The organism is Pseudomonas entomophila (assembly GCF_013523125.1).
In the GTDB taxonomy this organism is placed as follows: Bacteria; Pseudomonadota; Gammaproteobacteria; order Pseudomonadales; family Pseudomonadaceae; genus Aquipseudomonas; species Aquipseudomonas entomophila_B.
In genome coordinates this window covers 1-23,725 of the sequence record NZ_JAAMQJ010000022.1, presented here as the reverse complement: position 1 = coordinate 23,725, position 23,725 = coordinate 1, and the positions used below count along the sequence as shown (strand labels likewise).

Sequence of the window (23,725 nt, the reverse complement as noted above, 5' to 3'; positions counted from 1 at the left end):
GCCTTCGACACTCCCTGTAGACTGCATGGGTTTATCGACCCCATTCCCTTCCGGAGCCACACATGTCCCGCGTTACCCTGAGTCGCTATCTGATTGAGCAGACCCGTAGCAACAATACCCCTGCCGATCTGCGTTTCCTGATCGAAGTGGTGGCGCGTGCGTGCAAGGAAATCAGCCACAACGTGTCCAAGGGCGCCTTGGGCGGTGTGCTGGGCAGCATGGGCACCGAAAACGTGCAGGGCGAAGTGCAGAAGAAGCTCGACGTGATCTCCAACGAGATCCTGCTCGAAGCCAACGAATGGGGTGGCCACCTGGCCGGCATGGCGTCCGAGGAGATGGACAACGCCTACCAGATCCCGGGCCGTTACCCGAAAGGCGCCTACCTGCTGGTCTTCGACCCGCTCGACGGCTCGTCGAACATCGACGTCAACGTCTCGGTCGGTACCATCTTCTCCGTGCTGCGCTGCCCGAACGAGTACCTGAGCCAGAACGAAACCCTGAACGAGCAGGCCTTCCTGCAGCCGGGGACCCAGCAAGTGGCGGCCGGCTATGCCATCTATGGTCCGCAGACCATGCTGGTGCTGACCCTGGGCAATGGCGTGATCGGTTTCACCCTGGACCGCGAGCTGGGCAGCTTCGTGCTGACCCACGAGAACATCCAGGTTCCGGAGAGCACCGCCGAATTCGCCATCAACATGTCCAACCAGCGCCACTGGGAAGCACCGGTACAGCGCTACGTGGGTGAGCTGCTGGCTGGCGAGACGGGCCCTCTGAAGAAGAACTACAACATGCGCTGGATCGCCTCGATGGTGGCCGACGTGCACCGCATCCTCACCCGTGGCGGCCTGTTCATGTACCCGCGCGACTCCCGTGACCCGTCCAAGCCGGGCAAGCTGCGCCTGATGTACGAGGCCAACCCGATGTCGTTCATCATCGAGCAGGCGGGCGGTGCGTCCACCACCGGCCTCGAGCGTATCCTCGACATCCAGCCGGAAAGCCTGCACCAGCGCGTTTCGGTGATCCTGGGTTCGAAGCAGGAAGTCGAACGCGTCACGGCCTATCACAAGGAGTAAGCCATGCTCGCACCTTGGCAGCCGTTGCTCGAGTGGTGGTTCGGCTGGGGCACCAGTGCCCAGGCCGTGGCCGACGAGAAAAGCACGCTGTGGTTCGGCAAACATCACGACGTCGAGACGCACGAGCGTTTCGGCGAATGGGTCGAACAGGCGTTGGACGGTGGTCTGGACGAATGGCAGCAGAGCCCGCAGGGCTGGCTGGGGCTGATCCTGCTGCTCGACCAGTTGCCGCGCATGATCTACCGCGACACGCCGCGTGCGTTCGAGGGTGATCGTCGCGCCCAGGTGGTGGCCATGCAGGGTTTGCAGCAGAACTGGGATTACCAGCTGTTGCCGATCCAGCGGGCGTTCGTGCTGCTGGTGCTGGAACACTCCGAGGTGCTCGACTGGCAGCAGTTGAGCGTGGAGCGCCACCAGACGCTGCTGAGCGAACAGCCTGACAGCCAGCGCCGGTTGTTCGAAGGGTTTCTCGACTATGCCGAGCAGCACCAGCGCATCATCGAACGCTTCGGCCGGTTCCCGCACCGCAACCTGGTGCTGGGGCGACCGAGCACCAGCGAAGAGATGGACTTCCTGCTGGAGCCGGGTTCTCGGTTCTAGTGGCCCGAGCGTCGGTGAGCGCCCGCTGACCGACACTCGAGGCGGTGCCTGTCCTGGCGCTATCGCTGGCAAGCCAGCTCCCACAGAGGCCATGTAGCCTGCCAGGAAACAGGATGGCTCAGCCCCCTGTGGGAGCGGGCTTGCCCGCGATGAACGCGGCAAGCACCGTGTGCAGTGCCAGATAGCCAGTACCATGCAGTGCCACGGGCCGCTTCGTCACCCCAGGTCTCTCGCAAAAATCACCCTCCTCGGGAACCAATGAGTCCTCTTCGTATCCAAGGGCCCTGCAGGTCGACCGCCTGTGTCTTTCCCAGGAGCCGCGTGCATGCCTTCCTTGCGTTCTTTCACCGTCTTGTCGCTGTGTGTCGTCCTGGCCGCCTGCAGCAAGCTCACCCAGGAAAACTACGCCAAGCTGGAAACGGGCATGACCCGTGTCCAGGTCGAGCAACTGCTTGGCAAGCCAACCGAGTGCTCCGGTGCCTTGGGCATCAGCAGCTGCACGTGGGGCGATGAGACACGCTTCGTCAGTGTCCAGTTCGCTTCGGACCGTGTGGTGATGTACGCAGGGCAGGGGCTCCAGTGAGTCGCCTGCGTGCCAGTGCGATCGCAGGCCTGCTCCTGCTGCTCGGTGCCTGCACCTCTTCCGTGGACAGCCTGGCGCCCCGCACGGCAGGCGACATCGATCTCAAGCGCTATCAAGGCAAATGGTTCGAGCTCGCGCACCTGCCGCTGCAGCTCGAAGAAGGCTGCGCCCAGGCCGAAACCCATTACAACGTGCGCGCCGATGGCTCGCTGGGCGTGCTCAGTCGCTGCCGTACGTTGGACGATCAGTGGCGCGGCACCCAGGGCAGCGCCTGGCGCCAGGTTCCCGGGCGTGCCGACCGGTTCTGGATCGCGTTCGACAGGGGCCTTGCCCAGTTGATCCCCAGCCTGGCGAAGCGCGAATACTGGGTGCTGTATGTCGACGAGCGTTACCAGCAGGCGATCGTCGGCAGCCCTGATCGCAGGTCGCTGTGGATCCTCTCGCGCACGCCGGTGCTGGCGGTGGTCGAGCGTGAACGGCTGCTGGCCAGGGCCCGTCAGCAAGGCTACGACACCACCCGCCTGGTCTGGCGCGTGGCCGACCGCGATATCGCCCGGCTCGACTGAGCGCTTCGGTTCACCGGCCTGGCCGAGCCCGCCAGGTCACTTCGCCTGCACGGCGCGCATGCTCAACGCGTGATTCGGGTTTATGATGGCGATGGCCATCCAAATCCTCACACGGAGTGCGTAATGCAGACCTTGTATCCGCAGATCAAACCCTACGCCCGGCATGACCTGGCCGTGGAAGCGCCGCATGTGCTGTATGTCGATGAAAGTGGCTCGCCGGAAGGTCTGCCGGTGGTCTTCATCCATGGCGGGCCTGGCGCGGGGTGCGATGCGCAGAGTCGCTGCTACTTCGATCCCAACGTCTACCGTATCGTCACCTTCGACCAGCGAGGTTGCGGGCGCTCTACGCCGCACGCCAGTCTGGAGAACAACACCACCTGGCACCTGGTCGAGGACCTCGAGCGCATTCGCCAGCACCTGGGCATCGACAAGTGGGTGCTGTTCGGCGGCTCGTGGGGCTCGACCCTGGCGCTGGCCTATGCCCAGACCCATCCGGACCGCGTGCATGGCCTGATCCTGCGCGGCATCTTCCTGTGCCGACCCCAGGAGATCCAGTGGTTCTACCAGGAGGGCGCCAGCCGCCTGTTCCCCGATTACTGGCAGGACTACATCGCGCCCATTCCGCCGGAGGAGCGTGGCGACCTGGTCGGCGCCTTCCACCGGCGCCTGACCGGCAACGATCAGATCGCCCAGATGCACGCGGCCAAGGCCTGGTCGATCTGGGAAGGGCGCACCGCTACCTTGCGGCCCAATCCGCTGGTGGTCGATCGCTTCTCCGAGCCGCAGCGCGCGCTGTCGATCGCCCGCATCGAAAGCCACTACTTCATGCATAACGCGTTCCTCGAGGACAACCAACTGATCCGCGACGTCCACAAGATCGCCCACCTGCCGGCGGTGATCGTGCATGGGCGCTATGACGTGATCTGTCCGCTGGATAATGCCTGGGAGCTGCACCAGGCCTGGCCCAACAGCGAGTTGAAGGTCATCCGTGACGCAGGTCACGCCGCCTCCGAACCCGGCATCACCGATGCCCTGGTCCGGGCCGCCGAACAGATGGCGCGTCGCCTGCTCGACCTGCCGCTGGACGAAGCATGAAGGCGCTGATCCAGCGGGTGCGTCAGGCCAGGGTCGAAGTGGCCGGGGAGGTAATCGGCGCGATCGATCAGGGGCTCCTGGCCCTGGTCGCGGTCGAGCCGGGCGATACGCGCGAGCATGCCGACAAGCTGTTGCACAAGCTGCTCAATTACCGCGTGTTCAGCGATGCCCAGGGCAAGATGAACCTGTCGCTCAAGGACTGTGCCGGCGGGCTGCTGCTGGTCTCGCAATTCACCCTTGCAGCGGACACCCGCAGCGGCATGCGTCCGAGCTTTTCCACCGCCGCGCCTCCGGCCCTGGGGGCCGAGTTGTTCGAGTACCTGCTGGCGCAGGCCAAGGCGGTGCACGAGCCGGTCGGCAGTGGTCGTTTCGGGGCCGACATGCAGGTTCACCTGGTCAACGACGGCCCCGTCACCTTCCTGTTACAAATATGAAGTCGATACATACCGCTGAGGCTTGGAAAACGCCTCTTTAGGCGTTAAATAGTTCGTCGCGCCTGATGCGTTGTCACTCGGGCTGCTGGATAATCGCGCGCTGCGTGGACCTGCGTTCGCAGGTCCGTTTCATTCTGACTCGGGTACCGTCCGCGACCGTATGGGGAATCATTCAGCCCTTTCGGGGTCGGAACAGTGCTCGCCAACCCGGCATTGATCGCTGGCAGTTGGTTTCATGATCCGTTTTCGGCGAGGGTTGCTCGTGATTGTAAGTCCCTGTAACGCACCAAGAACCCCTGGCAATCGTCTGCGCAAGGCCCTGATGGCGAGTATCGCCCTGGCAGGTCTGTTGGGCAGTACCCCGCTGTGGGCGTTCAATCTTGATGATGTCGCAGCCAAGGCCAAGGATCTGGCTGGTCAGAAGTTCGAGGCGCCCAAGAGCAATCTGCCCGCCGTGTTCCGCGACATGAAGTTCGCGGACTACCAGAAGATCCATTTCCGTCGCGAAAAAGCCGAATGGGCCGACGCCAAGACCCCGTTCAAGCTGTCCTTCTATCACCAGGGCATGCATTTCGACACGCCAGTGAAGATCAACGAAGTCACCGCGAGCAAGGTCGAGGAAATCAAGTACGACCCGAGTCGTTTCGACTTCGGCGACCTGCAGTTCGACGCCAAGGCCACCGATCAGCTGGGTTATGCGGGTTTCCGCGTGTTGTACCCGATCAACAAGGCCGACAAGCAAGACGAAATCATGACCTTGCTCGGTGCCAGCTACTTCCGCGTGGTCGGCAAAGGGCAGACCTATGGCCTGTCGGCGCGTGGTCTGGCCCTCGACACCGCCTTGCCGTCCGGCGAGGAATTCCCACGGTTCCGCGAGTTCTGGATCGAGCGCCCGAACCCGGGCGACAAGCACCTGATGATCTATGCACTGCTCGATTCGCCGCGCTCCACCGGTGCCTACAAGATGATCCTGCGGCCGGGTGACGACACCATCGTCGACGTCAAGTCGCGTGTCTACCTGCGTGACAAGGTCACCCGCCTGGGCGTCGCGCCGCTGACCAGCATGTTCCTGTTCGGCAGTAACCAGCCTTCCAAGGTGCTGAACTACCGCCCGGCCCTGCACGACTCCGAAGGCCTGTCGATCCAGGCCGGCAACGGCGAGTGGCTGTGGCGCCCGCTGAACAACCCCAAGCACCTGGCCGTGAGCAACTTCACCGTGGAGAACCCGCGCGGGTTCGGTCTGCTGCAGCGTCAGCGTGACTTCAGCCACTTCGAAGACCTCGACGACAACTACCAGACCCGTCCGAGCGCCTGGATCGAACCACGCGGCGACTGGGGCAAGGGCACCGTCGACCTGGTCGAGATCCCGACCGCCGACGAAACCAACGACAACATCGTGGCGTTCTGGAGCCCGCAGACCCTGCCGGAGCCAGGCCAGCCGATCGAGCATGACTACCGCCTGCACTGGACCCTCGACGAGGCCCAGTTCCACGCGCCCGAACTGGCCTGGGTCAAGCAGACCCTGCGCTCGACCGGCGACGTGAAGCAGTCCAATCTGATCCGCCAGCCCGATGGCAGCATCGCCTTCCTGGTCGACTTCGAAGGCCCGGTCCTGGCAGCGCTGCCGGAAGACGCGGCCCTGCGCAGCCAGGTCAGCGTCGGCGACAACGCCGAAGTGGTCGAGAACAACCTGCGTCACAATCCGCAGACCAAAGGCTGGCGCCTGACGCTGCGCCTGAAGATCAAGGACCCGACCAAGGCCACCGAGATGCGTGCGGCACTGCTGCGCGACGTGCCGGTCGAGGCCGCCAAGGACGTCCAGCCGGCCAAGGATGCCAAGCATGACAAGGCTGCGGCCAAGCATGCCAAGGCGGCCAAGCCTGCCGAGCAACCGGCCGCTGAAGCGGCGCCCACCGACGGGAAACCGGCCACCACCGAAACGGTGCTGACCGAGACCTGGAGCTACCAGTTGCCTGCCGATGAGTAATGTGAGCGCGACATCCCAATCCCTGGGCGAGTACCTCGCCCACCTGCCGCTGAGCGATGCGCAACGCGCCGAACTGGCCGAGTGCGCCTCGTTCGACGAACTGCACCAGCGCCTGGCGGGCATCACGCCGGGCCAAGCGGACGATGCTGCCCAGGGTTCGGTGGCGAGCCGTCTGACCCTGGGCACCGCGGCCGAGCTGGAGGACGCCGAGCTGCTGGGCGTCGACAGCCAAGGCCGTGTGAGCCTGAAGGTGGCGCCGCCGATCAAGCGCACCCACGTGTTGCCCGAGCAGTGGCGCACCAATGTGCTGGTGCGCATCTGGCGCCGGCTCACCGGCAAGTCGGTGGAGGCGAAACCGCCCAAGCGTGACCCGGAGCTGCCGGCCGCGCGCTGGCGCTGGGTCGGCTCGGTGCGCCGCTACATCCTGCTGGCGCTGATGATCGGTCAGACGCTGGTGGCCGGCTGGTACATGAAGGGCATCCTGCCTTACCAGGGCTGGTCGTTCGTCGACCTCGACGAGGTGGTCAACCAGCCGCTGTGGGACACCGTGGTCCAGGTCTGGCCGTACGCCTTGCAGACCAGCATCCTGATCCTGTTCGGGATCCTGTTCTGCTGGGTGTCGGCCGGCTTCTGGACGGCGCTGATGGGCTTCCTGGAATTGCTCACCGGGCGTGACAAGTACCGCATTTCGGGCAGCAGCGCCGGCAACGAGCCGATCGCCCCGACGGCGCGCACTGCGCTGGTGATGCCGATCTGCAACGAAGACGTGCCGCGCGTGTTCGCCGGTCTGCGGGCGACCTTCGAATCGGTGGCGCGTACGGGCGACCTGGACCGCTTCGACTTCTTCGTGCTCAGCGACACCAACGACCCTGACATCGCCGTGGCCGAACAGCAGGCCTGGCTCGACCTGTGCCGCGAGACCAAAGGCTTCGGGCGCATCTTCTATCGTCGCCGTCGGCGCCGGGTCAAGCGCAAGAGTGGCAACCTCGACGACTTCTGCCGTCGCTGGGGCGGCGAATACACGTACATGGTCGTGCTCGACGCCGACAGCGTCATGAGCGGCGACTGCCTGACCAGCCTGGTGCGCCTGATGGAGGCCAACCCGGACGCCGGCATCATCCAGACCGCCCCGAAAGCCTCGGGCATGGACACCCTCTACGCCCGTCTGCAGCAGTTCGCCACGCGGGTCTACGGCCCGCTGTTCACGGCCGGCCTGCACTTCTGGCAGTTGGGTGAATCGCACTACTGGGGGCACAACGCGATCATTCGCATGAAGCCCTTCATCGAGCACTGCGCACTGGCACCGCTGCCGGGCAAGGGCGCGTTCGCCGGGGCCATCCTGTCCCACGACTTCGTCGAAGCGGCGCTGATGCGTCGGGCCGGCTGGGGCGTGTGGATCGCCTACGACCTGCCAGGCAGTTACGAAGAGCTGCCGCCGAACCTGCTCGACGAGCTCAAGCGCGACCGTCGCTGGTGCCACGGCAACCTGATGAACTTCCGCCTGTTCCTGGTCAAGGGCATGCACCCGGTGCACCGCGCGGTGTTCCTGACCGGCGTGATGTCCTACCTGTCGGCGCCGTTGTGGTTCTTCTTCCTGGTGCTGTCGACGGCCTTGCTGGCGACCAACACCTTGATGGAGCCGCAGTACTTCCTCGAGCCGTTCCAGCTGTACCCGCTGTGGCCGCAATGGCATCCGGAAAAGGCCATCGCCCTGTTCTCCACCACGGTCGTGCTGCTGTTCCTGCCCAAGCTGCTCAGCGTGGTGCTGATCTGGGTCAAGGGCGCTACCGAGTTCGGTGGGCGGATCAAGGTCACCCTGTCGATGCTGATCGAGATGCTGTTCTCGATGCTGCTGGCCCCGGTGCGCATGATCTTCCACACCCGCTTCGTCCTGGCCGCCTTCCTGGGCTGGGCCGCGACCTGGAACTCGCCGCAGCGTGATGACGACTCCACCCCGTGGAGCGAGGCGATCAAGCGCCACGGGCCGCAGACCCTGCTCGGTTTCGCCTGGGCCGCGCTGGTGGCCTGGCTGAACCCAAGCTTCCTGTGGTGGCTGGCGCCCATCGTCGGTTCGCTGGTGCTGTCGATCCCGGTGTCGGTGATCTCCAGTCGCACGGGCCTGGGCCTGCGCGCGCGCGACGAGAAGCTGTTCCTGATCCCGGAAGAGTACGCACCGCCCCAGGAGCTGGTGGCGACCGACCAGTACACCCACGAGAACCGTTGGCATGCCCTGCGTGACGGCTTCGTGCGTGCGGTGGTCGATCCGGTACAGAACGCCCTGGCCTGCGCCATGGCCACCGCCCGTCATGGTCAGGCCGAGCCGATCGAAGCGCAGCGCCGACGTCATGTGGACAAAGCGCTGGAAGCCGGCCCTGAGCGTCTGGACGGAGCGACCCGCCTGGCCCTGCTCAGTGACCCGGTGGCACTCTCGCGACTGCACGCCGGTGTGTGGAACGCCTACCCCTCGACCTGGATCGAGCGCTGGCGGTCGATCACCACCGATGCCCATTCGCCGAGCCTGCCGCTGCACCCTGAAGGCGAACCGACCTCGACGCTGGCCAACGCGTAACGTACGCACTGCCGTACCCAAGCCCGGAACCGTCAGCGGTCCCGGGCTTTTTCATGTCCCTGGTTCACTTGCCATCGCCTTTCGGCGCACAAAGGCTCGCCTGCCTCTAGGTGACGGGCCACGCATGCGTTAGCATCGCTTCCCGACAAAGCGGATCGACCCGACAGCCCGTGGGCCGGCCAACAAAAAACGTTCGTCTTTCCTGTCTAGGGGATCTGGTCATGTTCAAGAAATACCTGTCGCGGCTTCTGCTGGGCGTCACGGCCCTGGCTGCAGTCTCGGCCGCCCATGCGGGCGCCATCGATGACGCGGTCAAGCGCGGCACGCTGCGCGTTGGCATGGATCCGACCTACATGCCCTTCGAGATGACCAACAAGCGTGGCGAGATCATCGGCTTCGAAGTGGACATCCTCAAGGCCATGGCCAAGTCCATGGGCGTCAAGCTCGAGACGGTCTCGACCGCCTACGACGGCATCATCCCGGCCCTGCTGACCGACAAGTTCGACATGATCGGCAGCGGCATGACCCTGACCCAGGAACGCAACCTGCGCCTGAACTTCAGCGAACCCTTCATCGTGGTCGGCCAGACGCTGCTGATCCGCAAGGAGCTGGCAGGCGAGATCAAGTCGTACAAGGACCTGAACGACGAGAAGTACCGCATCACCTCCAAGCTCGGCACCACGGGCGAGCTGATCGCCAAGAAGCTGATCGCCAAGGCCAAGTACCATGGCTACGACAACGAACCCGAGGCGGTCATGGACGTGGTCAATGGCAAGGCCGATGCCTTCGTCTACGACGCGCCCTACAACGTCGTGGCGGTGGACAAGGTCGGCGGCGGCAAGCTGGTGTACCTCGATGAGCCGTTCACCTTCGAGCCTTTGGCCTTCGGCCTGAAGAAGGGCGACTACGACAGCCTCAACTTCATCAACAACTTCCTGCACCAGATCAAGCACGACGGGACCTACGATCGTATCCACGACAAGTGGTTCAAGAACAAGGACTGGCTGAAGGACATGGAATGAGTCTGGCGTGCTGACCAGTCTTTGACCCCAACGCGCAGGCCGGTCCTGCGCGTTCGCTTTTATGGAATGACCCAAACGTGATCAAACACAAGCAAGCCCGCTGGCCCTGGCATGGGTTGACGGCGCTGATCCTGGTGGGCCTGGCCGCGAGCCTGTACCTGGCCACCTCGATGATCTCCTACGAGTGGCGCTGGAACCGTGTGCCGCAGTATTTCGCCTACCAGGCCGAGGAGGCGCAGCGCGCCGCCGAGTACGGCACTGTGCAGGACATCGTCGACCACGGCGACATGGCGCAGGTGACGCTCAAGGAGGAGGGCGGCGGCCAGCAGGTGCTGCAAGTGGCCCGCGACAGCCTGCAGGTGAGCCGGGGCGACGACGTGGCCGAGGGCGACGCGATTGGCGTCACCCGCAGCTGGAGCGCCGGGCCGCTGGTCTGGGGCCTGTGGACGACGGTCTGGCTGTCGGCGGTGTCCGGCGTGCTGGGGCTGCTGATCGGGCTGCTGGCAGGGCTGTGCCGGTTGTCCAGCAACCCGACGCTGCATGGCCTGTCCTCGATCTACGTCGAACTGGTGCGCGGCACGCCGCTGCTGGTGCAGATCTTCATCTTCTACTTCTTCATCGGCACCGTGCTCGACCTGTCCCGGGAGTTCGCCGGCGTGGCCACGCTGGCATTGTTCACGGGGGCCTACGTGGCCGAGATCGTGCGCGCCGGGGTGCAATCGGTGGCCAAGGGGCAGAGCGAAGCCGCCCGTTCGCTGGGCCTCAATGCCGGGCAGTCGATGCGTCACGTCATCCTGCCCCAGGCCTTCAAGCGCGTCCTGCCGCCCTTGGCCGGGCAGTTCATCAGCCTGGTCAAGGACAGCTCCCTGGTGTCGGTCATCGCCATCACCGAGCTGACCAAAAGCGGGCGCGAGGTCATCACCACGTCGTTCTCGACCTTCGAGATCTGGTTCTGCGTGGCCGGCCTGTACCTGTTGATCAACCTGCCGCTGTCGCGACTGGCCAGCTGGCTCGAGCGGAGGCTTGCGCAAAGTGATTGACGTTCAGAACCTGTTGAAGGTCTTCGATGCCCGTGGCCAGGTGGTGCGGGCGGTGGATCAGGTCAGCACCCAGGTGGCCAAGGGTGAAGTGGTCGTGGTGCTGGGGCCGTCGGGCTCGGGCAAGTCGACCTTCCTGCGCTGCCTGAACGGCCTGGAGGATTTCGACGCCGGGCACGTGGCGATCGCCGGTATTGCCCTGGATGATCCCAAGACCGACATCAACGCCTACCGCCGCGAAGTCGGTATGGTCTTCCAGCATTTCAACCTGTTCCCGCACATGACCGTGCTGGAGAACCTGTGCCTGGCACAAAAGGTGGTGCGCAAGCGCGGCAAGGCCGAGCGCGAGGCCAAGGCCAAGGCGTTGCTGGAGAAGGTCGGGATCGCTGCCAAGGCCGACGAATACCCCTCCAGGCTGTCCGGCGGGCAGCAGCAGCGCGTGGCCATCGCCCGTGCCCTGGCGATGGACCCGAAGGTGATGCTGTTCGACGAGCCGACCTCGGCCCTCGACCCGGAAATGGTCGGCGAAGTGCTGGATGTGATGAAGACCCTGGCCCAGGAAGGCATGACCATGGTCTGCGTGACCCACGAGATGGGCTTCGCCCGCGAAGTGGCCGACCGCGTGCTGTTCTTCGACCATGGCAAGCTGCTGGAAGACTCGGCGCCACGCGAGTTCTTCGCTTCGCCGAAGGACCCGCGGGCGCAGGCGTTCTTGCGGCAGGTGCTCTGAGAGCGGGAAGTGACAAGCTTCAAGCTTCAAGCAGGCTGTGGCGACGAGACAACGTCTTGGGCTGCACAGGTCCTGTGGGAGCTTACTTGTCAGATCTACCAGACCAGCTCATCCCTCTGTGGGAGCGGGCTTGCCCGCGATGAGGGCGGTGGCGGACCGGATGAGTGCGCCCCGCCCCTAGAACAACCGCGACACCAACGCCGTCACCGCCGTCTCGACCCGCAGGATACGATCGCCCAACTGCACCGGCGCCAACCCGGCCTTGGCCAGCAGGTCCACCTCGTAGGGAATCCATCCGCCCTCCGGCCCGATGGCCAGCGTCACCGGGCCCTCGACCCCGCGCGGGCAGGCGGGGTAGGGACCTGGGTGGCCTACCAGGCCCTGGGTGCCTTCCACCAGCGCAGGCAACCGGTCTTCGACGAAGGGCTTGAAGCGCTTCTCGATGATCACCTCCGGCAGCACCGTGTCTCGCGCCTGCTCCAGGCCCAGCACCAAGTTTTCGTGGATCGCCTCGGGCGTCAGGAACGGGGTCTGCCAGAAGCTTTTCTCGACCCGATAGCTGTTCACCAGCACCAGACGTGCTACCCCCAGGGTCGCGACCGTCTGGAAGATCCGGCGCAGCATCTTCGGGCGCGGTACGGCCAGCACCAGGGTCAGCGGCAGCTTGGGCGGCGGCGGTTGGGTGAGGTCCACCACCAGCTCGGCCTCATGGGGCGCGAGCCGCGTCACGGTCGCGCTGCCCATGCCCCCGGCCAGCACGCCGACGCGCAGGCTGTCGCCCACCGCCACGCGGTGGATGTCCTGCATGTGGGTCAAGCGACGGCCACCCAGCACCACACGATCGGCCGCGACGAAGTCGGCGGCCTCGAGCAACAGCAGGTTCATGGTTGGGCCGCAGGCGGTTGATCGTCAGGGTGTTCGGCCGCGTCACGCTCGGCGCTGCGCTTGCGCACCAGGCCGCCGAACAACACGCCGATTTCGAACAGTAGCCACATGGGCACCGCCAGCAAGGTCTGCGAGAAGATGTCGGGCGGTGTGAGCACCATGCCGACCACGAAGCAGCCGATGATCACGTAGGGCCGGATCTTGCGCAGATAGCCCACGTCGACCACCCCGATCCACACCAGCAGCACCACGGCCACCGGGATCTCGAACGCCACGCCGAAGGCGAAGAACAGCGTCATGACGAAGTCCAGGTAGCTGGCGATGTCGGTCATCATCGACACGCCTTCCGGGGTCGCTGCGGCGAAGAAGCCGAAGATCAGCGGGAATACCAGGAAGTAGGCGAAGGCCATGCCGGCATAGAACAGCACGATGCTCGACAGCAGCAGCGGGATCGCGACACGTTTCTCGTGACGGTACAGGCCCGGCGCGACGAACCCCCAGACCTGCTGCAGAATGAACGGGATCGCCAGGAACAGCGACACCGTCATGGTCAGCTTGAAGGGCGTCAGGAACGGCGACGCCACGTCGGTGGCGATCATCGTCGCGTTGGGCGGCAGGTGCGCGCGCAAGGGCGCGGACACCAGGGTGTAGATCTGTTGGGCAAAGGAGAACAGCCCCGCGAAGATCAGGAAGATGGCGGCGACGCAGCGCAGCAGGCGTGTGCGCAGTTCGGTCAAGTGCGACACCAGCGGCATCGGCTGGTCGTGTTCGGGTGTTTCACTCATGGGGCTTTGGGCGTCTGGGGCGTTGAGGTCGGCTCGGGCGGCGAACCGGCGGAAGGCGCGGTGTCGGCGGGCCGCTCGACGGTCGGCGTGGCCAGGGGCATGCTGGGTGGCACTCCCTGTTCACCGGCTCGACTGGCTGCAGGCGGTGTCGACCCAGGCCCTTTCGGGTCGAGAATACGGCGGGCTTCCTGCTCCAGGGACACGATATGCTCGTTGTGCAACTGCCGACGGATCTCGTCGGCGCCGATTTCCCGCTCCACTTCTTGGCGGATGCTGTTGAAGCTGCGCTTGAGCCGACCGATCCACAGCCCCGCGGTGCGGGCCGCGCCCGGCAGGCGTTCGGGGCCCAGCACCAGCAGGGCGACCAGGCTGACGAGCAGAAGCTCGCTGAAACTGATGCCGAACATCGGTCAGTCGTTCCGCGGAGACGGTTGCACGGGGCGTGCCTGGCCGTCGATCGTGGTCGGCGGCGGGGTCACCGGTGTGGTCTCGTGCGAAGGCATCGGCTGAGCAGGGGCCACGGGCGGCGGCGTCGGCTCGACCGGCTTGGTCTCCTCGTCGCTCATGGCCTTGCGAAAGCCCTTGATGGACTCGCCCAGGTCACCGCCGAAGTTCTTCAGCTTCTTGGTGCCGAACACCAGGACCACGACGATCAGCAGGACGATCCAGTGTTTCCAGTCGAAAATACCCATGACGGTTTACCTCGAGTTCGTGAGTCAGACGGAAGGCTGGCGGGCCGCTTTTTCGACGTGCCCGGACAAGCCGAAACGGCGCTCCAGTTCGTCCAGCACGGCCTGGGGATGCTGACCGAGCGCGCTGAGCATGATCAGGCTGTGGAACCACAGGTCGGCGGTTTCATAGATGACGTCGCTGCAGTCGTGGCTGATGGCGGCGTCCTTGGCGGCGAGGATGGTCTCGACCGACTCTTCGCCGACCTTTTCCAGGATCTTGTTCAGGCCCTTGTGGTACAGGCTGGCTACGTAGGAGCTGTCGGGCGCGGCATGCTTGCGCGCTTCGAGCACCTCGGCGAGGCGCGTGAGGGTATCGCTCATGTCAGTGTCCTGCGTGGTAGATGGCATCCGGGTCCTTCAGGACCGGATCGACGGTGACCCACTGGCCGTGCTCGAACACCCGGTAGAAGCAGCTTTCGCGTCCGGTGTGGCAGGCGATGTGGCCGACCTGCTCGACCCGCAGGATGATCACGTCGGCATCGCAATCCAGGCGCAGCTCGTGCAGCTTCTGCACATGCCCGGAGTCCTCGCCCTTGCGCCACAGCTTGCCACGCGAGCGCGACCAGTAGATGGCGCGCTGCTCGGCGGCGGTCAGCGCCAGCGCTTCGCGGTTCATCCAGGCCATCATCAGCACGCGCCCGGTCTGGTGGTCCTGGGCGATGGCCGGCACTAGGCCATCGGCGTTCCACTTGATCTCGTCCAGCCAGTCTTTCATCGTTCACTCCAGCATCGGGCCCGCTCCTGTACCGAGCCCTGGCGCTAGTGTGCCAGCCAGCGCCGGGCCTGGCTATCGGCGCACGATCAGATAGAGCCCGCTGCAGAGCATCAGCCAGGCAGGCCAGGTGGCCGGGTCGCTGAAACTGGCCGCGCCCAGCATCAGTGTGACGCCGCTCCCCAGCAGCCCTGCACCCAGCAGGCGCAGGGCCCAGCGGTCCTCGTCACGCCGTTGACGGGGCAGCTTCGGGTCCTTCAGGTGCGGCTGCGACAGGCGCTCGAGCAGGTCGCGGGTCATGTCGGCCAGGTGCGGCAACTGCTCGGCCTGGCTCTGCAGGTTGCCCAGCACGGCCCGGGGGCTGTAGCGCTCGCGCATCCAGCGTTCCAGATAGGGCTTGGCGGTGCTCCACAGGTCCAGTTCCGGGTACAGCTGGCGTCCCAGGCCCTCGATGTTGAGCAGCGTCTTCTGCAGCAGCACCAGCTGCGGCTGGACTTCCATGTTGAAGCGGCGCGCGGTCTGGAACAGACGCATCAGCACCTGGCCGAACGAGATGTCCTTGAGCGGCTTTTCGAAGATCGGCTCGCAGACGGTACGGATCGCCGCCTCGAACTCGTTGAGTTTGGTCTGCGCCGGCACCCAGCCGGAGTCGATGTGCAGCTGGGCGACGCGGCGATAATCGCGCTTGAAGAAGGCGAACAGGTTGCGCGCCAGGTAGTCCTGGTCTTCCGGGGTCAGGCTGCCGACGATCCCGCAGTCGATGGCGATGTACTTGGGCGCCCAGGGCTTGACCGTGCTGACGAAGATGTTGCCCGGGTGCATGTCGGCATGGAAGAAGCTGTCGCGGAACACCTGGGCGAAGAAGATCTCGACACCCCGCTCGGCCAGCAGCTTCATGTCGGTGCGCTGGTCGGCCAGGGTCGCCAGGTCGGTGACCGGCACGCCGTAGATGCGCTCCATCACCAGCACTTTCGGCCGACAGAAGTCCCAGTACACCTGGGGCACGTACATCAGGTCGGACCCTTCGAAGTTGCGCCGCAGCTGGCTGGCGTTGGCCGCTTCGCGCAGCAGGTCGAGCTCGTCGTAGATGGTCTTCTCGTAGTCGCCCACCACCTCGACCGGGTGCAGGCGCCGGGCATCGACCGAGACGCGTTCGGCGCCCTTGGCGATCAGCAACAGCCAGGCCAGGTCCTGGGCGATGATCGGGCGCAGGCCCGGACGCACCACCTTGACCACCACCTCTTCGCCGCTCTTGAGCCGCGCCCCGTGCACCTGGGCGACCGAGGCCGAGGCCAGCGGCTCGACGTCGAAACGGCTGAACACCTCGCCGACCGTGGCGCCCAGTTGCGCCTCGATCAACGCCACGGCCTTCTGCGGGTCGAACGGCGGCACGCGGTCCTGCAGCAGCATCAGCTCGTCGGCGACGTCGGCCGGCAGCAGGTCGCGTCGAGTGGACAGCAACTGGCCGAACTTGATGAAGATCGGCCCAAGGTCTTGCAGGGCCATACGCAGCCGGGCGCCACGGCTGATCGGCGAAGGCTTGCGCGGCCACCAGCGCCACGGCATGAACAGCCGAAGGCTGCGCAGCCACCAGGGCAGCGGCAGGTCGAACAGCACGTCATCGAGGCGGTAGCGGATCACTACGCGCTGGATGCGGAACAGGCGGCGGACGGCAAGCAGCTTCATGCGTTATCGCTGGCATCAAGGGATCGGGCAAGGCGCGCCAGGCGCGCCTCGAGGCGTTCGAGGTCGACTTTCAGGTGATCGAGTTCGCGGAAGGCCGCTTCCGCTTCGCGCTGGCCGACCAGCGTGCGCGACTCCTCGGCCAGGTACTCGGCGAGGTTCTGGCCGAACCGCGCCAGGCCGTCCTGGGTCCAACGCGCGTGTTGGCGCACGTGTCCGGCCAACAGTGCGGTCGGCACCGGCCCCAGCCAGCGGGCCAGTTCATGCTCCCAGTCCAGCTCCAGGTCCTGCAGCACGCCGAACAGCTCGAGCAGCGGGCCGGTGTCGCCCAGCAGCTCGACCTCGGGGCTGTGCAGGACACGGGTCTTGTCCCTGGACAGGGCCAGCCGTGCCAGGCTGCTGGCCGGTGCACGCAGGGTGCAGTCCACCGACCCTTCCCACTGGCCGGCCAGCATCAGGCCGTCCTCGTCGGGCAGCAGGAACAGCTGCAAGGCCGGCTGACGGCAGTCGATGGCGATCACCTTGCCCTCGAGGCTGGCCAGGCGCGGCAAGGCCGTGCTGTCCAGGCGCAGGACGCGGTTCAGGCCATGCTCGACGCTGGCGAGGAGGCCGGCCAGCAGCATCAGGGCTTGATCCCGCGGTGCAGGGCGACGATGCCGCTGGTCATGTTGTGGTAGGTGACGCGGTCGAAGCCTGCGCTGACCATCATCGACTTCAGGGTTTCCTGGTCCGGGTGCATGCGGATCGATTCGGCCAGGTAGCGGTAGCTTTCCGAATCGTTGGTGATCAGCTTGCCCGCCAGCGGCATGAAGGCGAAGGAGTAGGCGTCGTAGGCCTTGGACATCAGGGCGTTGGTCGGCTTGGAGAACTCCAGCACCAGCAGGCGGCCACCGGGCTTGAGCACACGCAGCATCGAGCGCAGGGCGTCTTCCTTGTGGGTCACGTTGCGCAGGCCGAAGGCGATGGTCACGCAGTCGAAGTGGTTGTCCGGGAAGGGCAGCTTCTCGGCGTCGGCCTGAACGAACTCGATGTTGCCCGCCACGCCGCGGTCGAGCAGGCGATCGCGGCCCACCTTGAGCATCGAGGCATTGATGTCGGCTAGCACCACCTGGCCGGTCGGGCCGACCAGGCGCGAGAACTTGGCGGCCAGATCGCCCGTGCCACCGGCGATGTCCAGCACGCGGTTACCCGTCCGCACACCCGACAGCTCGATGGTGAACCGCTTCCACAGCCGGTGCATGCCGCCGGAGAGCACGTCGTTCATCAGGTCGTACTTGGCTGCGACCGAATGGAAGACCTCGGCGACCTTGGCCGCCTTCTGGCTCTCGGGGACGTTCTTGTAGCCGAAATGCGTGGTGGGTTCGGCGTGGCCGTCTTTGCGCTGGTCGTTCATATCGCTTCACCGGAAAAAATTACCGCCATTCTAGGGCGAACGGCCGGATTTGTCTTGACGGGGTGTGCTGCCCGATGGGCACGGGCATAATATCGATACTGTCTTACACCCAGGATTCAATGAATGACCCAGATCAGCGTGGAACGTCCCCATCACCTCGGCCGCGAAGCCGCACGCGCCAAGGCCGAGGCCCTGGTCGACAAGCTGTCCGGCAAGTACGACCTCAAGGCCGACTGGCAGGGCGACCGCGTCGACATTTCGCGCAGCGGCGCCAACGGCAGCGTGTTCATCGGTGACGACAGCATCCGCATCGACCTCAAGCTCGGCATGATGCTGTCGATGATGAGCGGTACCATCCAGGGCGAGATCGAGCGGGCGCTGGACAAGGCGCTGGCCTGACACCCCGGCTGCTGCCTGTCCCCCGATCGCCGGCGAGCCGGCTCCCACACCCGTAGCCGTGCCAAAGGGGTACAGCTTGTCGCAGCCACCTGTGGGGCTTGCCCGCGATGCAGGCGCTGCCGATCGGCCCTGTCGCGGCTGAGCCAGCCCTCTAGACCGGCCTGGGATGCACCACCGCCGGCTGACGCTCCTGCTGCAGGAACGCCATGACGATCGGCGCGACGGTCTCGGGCCGGGTGATGAGAAACAGATGCCCATCGTCGATGACATGCAGGCGCGCATGGGGAATGCGCCAAGCCAGCACCCGCATGTTGATCAGGGGGATCAGCGGATCGTCATCCCCCGCCAGCACCAGTGTCGGCTGACGCAAGCGGTGCAACCAGTGCAGGCTGGTCCACCCCAGCGCCGCGAACAACTGCCAGTAGTACCCCGTCCGGTCGCCGGCCCGGACCTTCGCGGCGTGCTCGAGCGCCAGGGCCGGGTCGTGGCGCAGGCTGCCGCCGTAGATCAGTCCCGCCAGTCGCACCGTTTCGGCAGGGTCCGTGTAGCGCCGTGGGCTGGCCATCGCCCAGAGCACGCGAGGTTCGGCCGGCACCATGGGGGCACCGGCTGCGGTCGCGGCCAGAATCAGCTTGCGGCAGCGTTGCGGGTAGTCGCGGGCGAACTGCTGGGCCAGGCCACCTCCCCAAGACACGCCGATCACGTTGACCTGGGCGTACCCCAGGGTATCGAGCAGGTGCGCGCTCAATCGCGCCAGGCCGCTGAAACGGTAGGGGCGAGGGGGCGTCGACGAGCCACCGACGCCCGGCGCATCGAAGGCGATGACTTCGAGCGCAGGGTCCAGGGCTTCGATGAACGGGAAGACCAGTTCCAGGTTGGCGCCGATGCCGTTGAAGATCAGCAGCGGGGTCAGGTGCGGCTGTCCTGGGCGCACGACCGTGCGCAAGGATTGACCGTCCACATGCACGGTCTTGAAGACATACGGCTGCGACATGGCGCTTTCCTGTAGGGGTGATGGGCGCTGAGGCGATGAGCAAGGCGTCGGCTCAGCGGTCATGGACATAGGTCCCGGGTGCAGCGGCGTCCGGCGCGTGGTATGCATCGCCCAACTGCGCGGGCGCGGCTTTCAAGGGGCCTGAACGCCCTTCTAGCCACGCGTGCCAATGGGGCCACCAGGAGCCGGCATGGCGTGTTGCCTCACCCTCCCAGGCCTGCGGATCGTCGACCCTGGCCGGGCCGGCCTGGAAACGTGTCTTGGGGTTGCCAGGCGGGTTGAGAATGCTCTGCACGTGCCCACTGTTGGACAGCACGAACTCGACCTGGCCACCGAACAGGCGCGCTGAGCGGTAACAGGCCTGCCACGGCGTGATGTGGTCGGTGGTGGCGCCCAGGCAATAGACGTCCGCGCGCACCTGGGCGAGGTCGATCGCCGTGCCGCAGACCTCCAGGGCGTGGGCGCGGGTCAGTGGGTTGTGTCGGTACAGGTCGATCAGGTCGCCGTGAAACGCGGCCGGCAGCCGTGTGGTGTCGTTGTTCCAGAACAGGATGTCGAACGGAGGTGGCGCCAGGCCCAGCAGGTAGTTGTTGACCCAGTAGTGCCAGACCAGGTCATTGGGGCGCATCCAGGCGAACAGGCGGGCCAGGTCCTTGCCCTCCAGCACGCCGGCCTGGTAGGAGCGCTGGCGCGCTTCGTCCAGCGTCCGGTCGTTGGTGAACAGCGCCAGTGGGCTGTCCAGCGAAGCATCGAGCACGCTGACCAGCAGCGTCAGGCTATGCAGCGCAGGCTGCCCCAGCGCCGCATAGTGGCCGGCCAGGGCGGCACAGGTGATCCCGCCGGAGCAGGCGCCCAGCACGTTCACGTCCGGGCTGCCCGTGATGACCCGCAGGGCGTCGATCGCCTCCTTGAGCGCTTCGACGTAGGTCGACAGCCCCCATTCACGCTGGTCCGCGGTCGGGTTGCGCCAGCTGATCATGAAGGTCTGCTGGGCGATCGACAGGCCGTAGCGCACCAGGCTCTTGTCCGGAGTCAGGTCGAAGACGTAGAACCGGTTGATCTGGGGCGGCACGATCAGCAAGGGGCGCTCGTGCACCTGGTCCGTGAGGGGGCGGTACTGGATCAGCTCGAGCACGTCGTTGCGATAGACCACCGCGCCGTCGGTGGTGGCCACGTCTCGGCCCACGACGAACGCATTCGGGTCGATCTGGCGAGGCATGCCGCCATTGTCCAGCCAGTCCCTGGCCAGGTTGGCCAGGCCCGCGAAGGCGCTTTGACCACCCGTCTCGAGCAGGCGCTTGAGCGCGGCCGGGTTGGCGGGCGAATTGGTCGGTGCCACAGCGTCGGTGAGCTGGTGGATGAGGAAATGGCCACGACGGATGTCGTCGGGCGCCAGGGCGCTGTGCTCGACCCAGTCATGCAGCTCGTCGCGCCACGCCAGGTAAGCCTGCAGACCGCGGCGGTAGAACGGGTTCTGGGCCCAGGTCGGGTCGGCGAAGCGGCGATCGCCACGCGCCGGCTCCAGCAGGGAAGTGCCTGCCAGCACCTCCTTGAGCCGCTCACCCAGTCGGTAGGCATGCTGGGCACTGTGCAGCGGATGACGCAAGGCATGCCATGCGAGGGTATGCGCACTCGCCAGCAGGTCCTTGCCTTGCAGGCCCGTGAGGGGGTTCAAACCGTCGGCGTTGCGGGTCGGCCGCTCGCTGGAAGGGGTGCGACGCATCGATGAGGCTTCCTTGTGCTCAGGCGAAGGGTCGTGACGCATCAGGCTGCGCCGGAGTGCAGGGAGGACTGTCGCGGCCCTGCACCTCATTCAAGCACAACTCACAGCATCAGTTTGACCACGGATTCGGACGGGTCGCGAGAGCGCCCGGCCTGGCGCAGCGCTTCGAGGTAGTCCGTCCACAGCGCCTCCTGCCGCAGGCACAGCTGCTCCAGGTAGTCCCAGGTGAACAGGCCGCTGTCGTGCCCATCGTCGAAGGTCAGCTTGAGCGCATACTGGCCGGCCGGCTCGACGCCAACCAGCCCTACGCCCAACTTGCCGACTTGCAGGATCGGCTTGCCATGGCCCTGTACCTCGGCGGACGGAGAATGAACCCGCAGGAACTCGGCCGGCAGGTGATACACCTCGTCAGACCCATAGGTCAGGATCAAGGTCCTGGTGGCCTTGTTCAGGTTGATCGCGCTGGGCAATCTGGGCATGGCGGCGGTCTCGATGGTGGTGGGGGTACAACGCTACAAGTCACAAGCGGCAAGCGGCAAGCGGCAAGTGGTGCGTAGTGACGATACGTGAGGCGTTTGTCTCGGCGCAAAAGTAGTGTGCAAGGCCACTGAGGGCGCGAGTGAACAAAAAAGCTCCAAGCCGACCCAATCAGCTTGGAGCTTGGAGCTTGGAGCTTGGAGCTCGAGGCCTCAGAGAATGTAGCGAGACAGGTCTTCGTTCTGCGCCAGTTCACCGAGGTGACCGTTCACGTAGTCGGCATCGATACGCAGCGGGGTTTCGTCATGGCCGCTGGCCATGTCGCCGGCGCTGAAGGAGACTTCTTCCAGCAGGCGCTCCAGCAGGGTGTGCAGGCGACGGGCACCGATGTTCTCGGTCTTCTCGTTGACCTGGTAGGCGATTTCAGCCAGGCGCTTGATGCCCTCGGGCGCGAACTCGATGTTCAGGCCTTCGGTCTTGAGCAGCTCGCGGTACTGTTCGGTCAGCGAGGCGTGCGGCTCTTGCAGGATGCGCTCGAAGTCCTCGGGGGTCAGGGCCTTGAGCTCGACGCGGATCGGCAGACGGCCCTGCAGTTCCGGCACCAGGTCGCTCGGCTTGCTCAGGTGGAACGCGCCGGAAGCGATGAACAGGATGTGGTCGGTCTTGACCATGCCCAGCTTGGTGTTGACGGTGCAGCCCTCGATCAGCGGCAGCAGGTCGCGCTGCACACCTTCACGGGAGACGTCGGCACCGCCGACGTTGCCGCGCTTGGCGACCTTGTCGATCTCGTCGATGAACACGATGCCATGCTGTTCGACCGCTTCCAGGGCATTGGCCTTGAGTTCTTCCTCGTTGACCAGGCGGCCGGCTTCTTCGTCGCGCACCATCTTCAACGCTTCCTTGACCTTGAGCTTGCGCGATTTGCGCTTGCCCTTGCCCATGTTGGCGAACAGGCTCTGCAGCTGGTTGGTCATCTCTTCCATGCCGGGCGGCGCGGCGATCTCGACGCCCGCGTTCTCGGCGACTTCGATCTCGATCTCCTTGTCGTCCAGCTGACCCTCGCGCAGGCGCTTGCGGAACAGCTGGCGGGTGTTGGAGTCGCTGCTGCTCGGTGCGGCTTCCTCGGCGAAGCTGCTGGCGGTGCGTGCCTGCGGCAGCAGGGCATCGAGGATGCGCTCCTCGGCGGCATCTTCGGCGCGGTGGCGCACGCGGATGATCTCCTGCTCGCGCAGCAGCTTCAGCGCGGCATCGGCCAGGTCGCGGATGATCGATTCGACGTCACGGCCGACGTAGCCGACTTCGGTGAACTTGGTCGCTTCGACCTTGATGAACGGCGCATTGGCCAGCTTGGCCAGGCGACGGGCGATCTCGGTCTTGCCGACGCCGGTCGGACCGATCATGAGGATGTTCTTCGGGGTCACCTCGGCGCGCAGCTCGGCCGGCAGCTGCATGCGCCGCCAGCGGTTGCGCAGCGCGATGGCCACGGCGCGCTTGGCGTCGTCCTGGCCGATGATGTGACGGTTGAGTTCGTGGACGATCTCGCGGGGGGTCATGGACATGGTGATGTGGGTCCTCGGACGACGTGGTTCAGCGTGGAAAAGCCCGGCCACCGGGGCCGGGCGCCAGAACAGCTGATCACTCGGCCAGGTCCTGCTCCTCGATGGTCAGGTTGTGGTTGGTGAACACACAGATGTCACCGGCGATGTTCAGGGCTGTCTCGGCGATCTCGCGTGCCGACAGCTCGGTCTTGTTCAGCAGGGCGCGCGCGGCGGCCTGGGCGAAGGCGCCGCCGGAGCCCATGGCGATCAGGCCATCTTCCGGCTCGACCACGTCACCGTTGCCGGTGATGATCAGCGAGGCATCCTTGTTGGCCACGGCCAGCATGGCTTCCAGACGGCTCAGGGAACGGTCGGTCCGCCATTCCTTGGCCAGCTCGACGGCCGCACGGACCAGATGGCCCTGGTGCTTTTCCAGCTGCCCTTCGAAGCGTTCGAACAGGGTGAAGGCATCGGCGGTCGCGCCCGCGAAACCAGCGATGACCTGGCCGTGGTAGAGACGGCGGACTTTCTTCGCGTTGCCCTTCATGACGGTATTGCCGAGGGAAACCTGGCCGTCGCCAGCCATGACGACTTTGCCGTGGCGGCGGACTGAAACGATGGTAGTCAAGGGAGAGTCTCCACGCAGCGGGGCGAAAATGCCTGTTGCAGACTCATATGGGGGAAGGGGGGAGGGATTTCAACCCGAGGG

26 protein-coding genes are annotated in these 23,725 nt (G+C 65.5%); 12 read left to right on the top strand and 14 right to left on the bottom strand.

Features of this window, described 5'->3' with window-relative positions; all coding sequences use genetic code 11:
- Positions 1–62: 62 nt before the first annotated feature.
- From G7007_RS13020 to G7007_RS12970, 11 genes are all read left to right on the top strand, one after another.
- Positions 63–1,073 carry a class 1 fructose-bisphosphatase gene (locus G7007_RS13020; protein ID WP_181102328.1) on the top strand — a complete coding sequence of 337 codons (1,011 nt, stop codon included), beginning with the start codon at positions 63–65 and terminating at the stop codon, positions 1,071–1,073.
- A gap of 3 nt (positions 1,074–1,076) precedes the next feature.
- Positions 1,077–1,673: a DUF924 family protein gene (locus G7007_RS13015; protein WP_181102326.1), complete on the top strand. Its 597-nt coding sequence runs from the start codon at positions 1,077–1,079 to the stop codon at positions 1,671–1,673.
- Between the two features lie 325 nt (positions 1,674–1,998).
- Positions 1,999–2,256, top strand: coding sequence for an outer membrane protein assembly factor BamE domain-containing protein (gene bamE, locus G7007_RS13010; protein ID WP_181102324.1), 258 nt, complete (start codon positions 1,999–2,001; stop codon positions 2,254–2,256).
- Positions 2,253–2,822, top strand: a complete 570-nt coding sequence (locus tag G7007_RS13005; protein WP_308852297.1) for a lipocalin family protein — start codon at positions 2,253–2,255, stop codon at positions 2,820–2,822. Before bamE ends, G7007_RS13005 begins: the two co-directional genes overlap by 4 nt.
- Before the next feature lie 123 nt (positions 2,823–2,945).
- On the top strand, positions 2,946–3,917 hold the full coding sequence (pip, locus tag G7007_RS13000; protein WP_181102322.1) for a prolyl aminopeptidase: 972 nt from the start codon (positions 2,946–2,948) through the stop codon (positions 3,915–3,917).
- Positions 3,914–4,351: a D-aminoacyl-tRNA deacylase gene (gene dtd, locus G7007_RS12995; protein ID WP_181102320.1), complete on the top strand. Its 438-nt coding sequence runs from the start codon at positions 3,914–3,916 to the stop codon at positions 4,349–4,351. Before pip ends, dtd begins: the two co-directional genes overlap by 4 nt.
- 262 nt (positions 4,352–4,613) lie before the next feature.
- The gene (locus tag G7007_RS12990; protein WP_308852296.1) at positions 4,614–6,338 is read left to right on the top strand and encodes a glucan biosynthesis protein G; all 1,725 of its coding nucleotides are present in this window, start codon (positions 4,614–4,616) and stop codon (positions 6,336–6,338) included.
- Positions 6,331–8,907 carry a glucans biosynthesis glucosyltransferase MdoH gene (mdoH, locus tag G7007_RS12985; RefSeq protein WP_181102317.1) on the top strand — a complete coding sequence of 859 codons (2,577 nt, stop codon included), beginning with the start codon at positions 6,331–6,333 and terminating at the stop codon, positions 8,905–8,907. Before G7007_RS12990 ends, mdoH begins: the two co-directional genes overlap by 8 nt.
- Positions 8,908–9,128: 221 nt before the next feature.
- Entirely contained in the window at positions 9,129–9,929 is an 801-nt protein-coding gene (locus G7007_RS12980; protein ID WP_181102315.1) for a transporter substrate-binding domain-containing protein, read from the top strand.
- A 77-nt stretch (positions 9,930–10,006) separates the two neighbouring features.
- Positions 10,007–10,969 (top strand): amino acid ABC transporter permease, encoded by a 963-nt coding sequence (locus G7007_RS12975; RefSeq protein ID WP_181102314.1) that lies wholly within the window; start codon positions 10,007–10,009, stop codon positions 10,967–10,969.
- The gene (locus G7007_RS12970; RefSeq protein ID WP_181102383.1) at positions 10,962–11,696 is read left to right on the top strand and encodes an amino acid ABC transporter ATP-binding protein; all 735 of its coding nucleotides are present in this window, start codon (positions 10,962–10,964) and stop codon (positions 11,694–11,696) included. The genes G7007_RS12975 and G7007_RS12970 overlap by 8 nt, the downstream gene beginning before the upstream one ends.
- Before the next feature lie 177 nt (positions 11,697–11,873).
- Here G7007_RS12970 and G7007_RS12965 read toward each other — a convergent pair whose 3' ends face one another.
- The 9 genes from G7007_RS12965 to ubiE form a co-directional block, all read right to left on the bottom strand.
- A complete protein-coding gene (locus G7007_RS12965; protein WP_181102312.1) occupies positions 11,874–12,581 on the bottom strand; it encodes a 16S rRNA (uracil(1498)-N(3))-methyltransferase in 708 nt (235 codons plus the stop codon).
- Complete coding sequence (gene tatC, locus G7007_RS12960) at positions 12,578–13,366, bottom strand: twin-arginine translocase subunit TatC (RefSeq protein WP_181102311.1); 789 nt, start codon at positions 13,364–13,366, stop codon at positions 12,578–12,580. The genes G7007_RS12965 and tatC overlap by 4 nt, the downstream gene beginning before the upstream one ends.
- The gene (gene tatB / locus G7007_RS12955) at positions 13,363–13,773 is read right to left on the bottom strand and encodes a Sec-independent protein translocase protein TatB (RefSeq protein ID WP_181102309.1); all 411 of its coding nucleotides are present in this window, start codon (positions 13,771–13,773) and stop codon (positions 13,363–13,365) included. Before tatB ends, tatC begins: the two co-directional genes overlap by 4 nt.
- A 3-nt stretch (positions 13,774–13,776) precedes the next feature.
- Positions 13,777–14,058 (bottom strand): twin-arginine translocase TatA/TatE family subunit, encoded by a 282-nt coding sequence (locus tag G7007_RS12950; RefSeq protein WP_181102307.1) that lies wholly within the window; start codon positions 14,056–14,058, stop codon positions 13,777–13,779.
- A gap of 24 nt (positions 14,059–14,082) precedes the next feature.
- Positions 14,083–14,418, bottom strand: coding sequence for a phosphoribosyl-ATP diphosphatase (locus tag G7007_RS12945; protein WP_181102305.1), 336 nt, complete (start codon positions 14,416–14,418; stop codon positions 14,083–14,085).
- A 1-nt stretch (position 14,419) separates the two neighbouring features.
- A complete protein-coding gene (gene hisI / locus G7007_RS12940; protein WP_181102303.1) occupies positions 14,420–14,812 on the bottom strand; it encodes a phosphoribosyl-AMP cyclohydrolase in 393 nt (130 codons plus the stop codon).
- A gap of 72 nt (positions 14,813–14,884) precedes the next feature.
- Positions 14,885–16,495: a ubiquinone biosynthesis regulatory protein kinase UbiB gene (ubiB, locus tag G7007_RS12935; RefSeq protein WP_181102301.1), complete on the bottom strand. Its 1,611-nt coding sequence runs from the start codon at positions 16,493–16,495 to the stop codon at positions 14,885–14,887.
- Positions 16,492–17,115, bottom strand: coding sequence for a ubiquinone biosynthesis accessory factor UbiJ (locus tag G7007_RS12930; protein WP_181102299.1), 624 nt, complete (start codon positions 17,113–17,115; stop codon positions 16,492–16,494). Before G7007_RS12930 ends, ubiB begins: the two co-directional genes overlap by 4 nt.
- Positions 17,115–17,885 carry a bifunctional demethylmenaquinone methyltransferase/2-methoxy-6-polyprenyl-1,4-benzoquinol methylase UbiE gene (ubiE, locus tag G7007_RS12925; protein WP_181102297.1) on the bottom strand — a complete coding sequence of 257 codons (771 nt, stop codon included), beginning with the start codon at positions 17,883–17,885 and terminating at the stop codon, positions 17,115–17,117. The genes G7007_RS12930 and ubiE overlap by 1 nt, the downstream gene beginning before the upstream one ends.
- A gap of 123 nt (positions 17,886–18,008) precedes the next feature.
- On the opposite strand from ubiE, the gene G7007_RS12920 reads away from it, so the two are divergent.
- Entirely contained in the window at positions 18,009–18,284 is a 276-nt protein-coding gene (locus G7007_RS12920; protein WP_181092493.1) for a polyhydroxyalkanoic acid system family protein, read from the top strand.
- Between the two features lie 151 nt (positions 18,285–18,435).
- Here the strand turns inward: G7007_RS12920 and phaZ are convergent, their stop codons facing one another.
- The 5 genes from phaZ to hslV form a co-directional block, all read right to left on the bottom strand.
- Complete coding sequence (phaZ, locus tag G7007_RS12915; RefSeq protein ID WP_181102295.1) at positions 18,436–19,278, bottom strand: poly(3-hydroxyalkanoate) depolymerase; 843 nt, start codon at positions 19,276–19,278, stop codon at positions 18,436–18,438.
- Positions 19,279–19,330: 52 nt separating this feature from the next.
- A complete protein-coding gene (phaC, locus tag G7007_RS12910; RefSeq protein ID WP_181102293.1) occupies positions 19,331–21,001 on the bottom strand; it encodes a class II poly(R)-hydroxyalkanoic acid synthase in 1,671 nt (556 codons plus the stop codon).
- Positions 21,002–21,102: 101 nt separating this feature from the next.
- The gene (locus G7007_RS12905) at positions 21,103–21,480 is read right to left on the bottom strand and encodes a gamma-butyrobetaine hydroxylase-like domain-containing protein (RefSeq protein ID WP_181102291.1); all 378 of its coding nucleotides are present in this window, start codon (positions 21,478–21,480) and stop codon (positions 21,103–21,105) included.
- A 210-nt stretch (positions 21,481–21,690) separates the two neighbouring features.
- On the bottom strand, positions 21,691–23,037 hold the full coding sequence (gene hslU / locus G7007_RS12900; RefSeq protein WP_181102289.1) for an ATP-dependent protease ATPase subunit HslU: 1,347 nt from the start codon (positions 23,035–23,037) through the stop codon (positions 21,691–21,693).
- 76 nt (positions 23,038–23,113) lie between these two features.
- Complete coding sequence (gene hslV / locus G7007_RS12895; RefSeq protein ID WP_060395222.1) at positions 23,114–23,644, bottom strand: ATP-dependent protease subunit HslV; 531 nt, start codon at positions 23,642–23,644, stop codon at positions 23,114–23,116.
- Positions 23,645–23,725: the final 81 nt, after the last annotated feature.